Below are 1,888 nucleotides of genomic sequence, written 5' to 3' on the forward strand. Positions count from 1 at the left end.
CCGGGCGTCGGCCTCGGGACCGTCGAGAGCGGCGGGATGCGTGGCCGGCGGGAAGCCGACCTCCGCCCGCTCCGCGAGCTCGGCCGCGGCGAAGCCCGCCGCGTCCCAGCGGATCAGCGCCTGCACCGCGCGGACCCCGGCGTCGGCGCCGCACACCACGGCGCCGTCGGCCGCGACCAGGGCGGTCGCGTTCATCCAGCGCCGGAAGGTCTCCTCCGCGGCGCGCAGGTCTGCCCGGCCGAGCAGCAGCCAGCCGTCGAGGAGGAGCGCCGCGCCGTAACCACCCTCGACGACCGGCTCCGCGCCGGGCGTGGCGACCACGATCCGCCGGCCCGCCGGCGCCTCGGCGTGCACCGTGTCGCCGCCAGAGACGGTGACGGCGGCGCCGGGGAAGGCCCGACCGAGTTCCTCCGCCGTGCGCATCGTGCCCACGATGACGGCGCGCATCGTGGTCCCGCCGCAGGCAGGGCACCGGTACGAGGCGTCGGCCTGCGCGCACCAGCGGCAGCGCAGGACGCCACCCTCGGCCTGCTCGAGGGGGCCGTGGCAGCGCCGGCACCGGGCGGGAGTGCGACAGCGCTCGCAGGACAGCGCGGGCGCGTAGCCGCGGCGCGGTACCTGGACGAGGACGGGACGATCGGCGTCCAACGCCTCTCGCGCCGCGGCGAAGGCGGCGGCCGGCAGTCGGGCCGAGCGCGCGAGCGGGTCGCGGGCGAGCGCGATGTCCGAGTCCGCGGTGCCGGAGATGCGAGGTGAGCGGCTGCGCACCAGCTCGCGCGGCGCCGTGATCTCGGCGGCCCAGCCGGCCTCGACGAGGGCCTGCGCCTCCGGCGTGCGGGCGAAGCCGCCGATGATCAGTGCCGCGCCCTCCTGGTGCGCCCGCAGTGCGAGCACCTCGCGCGTGTGCGGGTACGGGGCGCGCGGCTCGACGAGGGATTCATCGCCGTCGTCCCACAGCGCGACGAGGCCCAGTTCCGGCAGCGGCGCGAAGGCCGCACTCCGGGTGCCGATCACGACCCGGGTGCGCCCGAGCAACGCGAGGAGCCAGCGCCGATACCGGGCCGAGGGCCCGAGGCCCGCGGCCAGCACCGCGGGGTCGAGGTGCGCGCACGCGGCGGCGAGCCGATCGAGATCGGCCTGGTCCGGGACGATCAGCAGGGCCGTACGACCGGCCGCGACCACGGTGGACGCGAGCTCGGCCAGGCGCGCCGCCCAGTCCTCCCCCGGCAGCGCCTGCCAGACCGCGCGGGGCGATCGCCCGGCGACTGCGGCGGCCGCGAACTGGGCGCCGTGCGTGTACTCATCGAGGGGCGCGGCGGGCGGCTCCGGCGGCGACGGTGCGGCGGGTTCCTGCTCGAGCAGCGTCTTCTCGACGCGCGCGTGCCGCGGCGGGATCGCGAGCCGCAGGACGTCGGCCCGGGTCCCGGCGTATCGCGCCGCCACCTCGGTGACGAGCCGCAGCACGGGCGGGGTCAGGACGGGCAGCGCCGAGACGACGCGCTGCAGTGGGGCGAGCCTGCCCTCGTGCTCGGTGCGCGGGAGCCGCTCGAGGAGGTAACCGTCGACCAGCCTGCCCGAGAACCGGACGCGCACCCGCACGCCGGGCCGGGCCTCCTCGTCCAGCTCGGGCGGCACGAGATAGTCGAACTCCCGATCGAGGTGGCTGACCTGCAGCAGGGGCAGGACGCGGGCGATCGGGAGTTCGACGGCCGCCTGTGCGGCCGCGGCGGGGCCGGGTGCGGTCACACCGGTGGTGGTGGGTGTCAGAGGCCGGCGGCGGTGCGTAGCGCGTCCACCCGGTCAGTGCGCTCCCACGGCAGGTCGACATCCGTACGACCGAAATGCCCGTACGCCGCAGTCGGCGCATAGATCGGCCGCAGCAGATCGA

General features: G+C 77.1%; 1 protein-coding gene. It reads right to left on the reverse strand.

Annotation, left to right across the window (positions count from 1 at the left end; genetic code table 11):
* Positions 1–1,746 (reverse strand): primosomal protein N' family DNA-binding protein (locus FK529_RS19655; protein WP_146564331.1); only part of this gene is annotated, 1,746 nt, incomplete at its 3' end.
* Positions 1,747–1,888 lie beyond the last annotated feature (142 nt).

Source organism: Tsukamurella asaccharolytica (assembly GCF_007858435.1).
In the GTDB taxonomy this organism is placed as follows: Bacteria; Actinomycetota; Actinomycetes; order Mycobacteriales; family Mycobacteriaceae; genus Tsukamurella; species Tsukamurella asaccharolytica.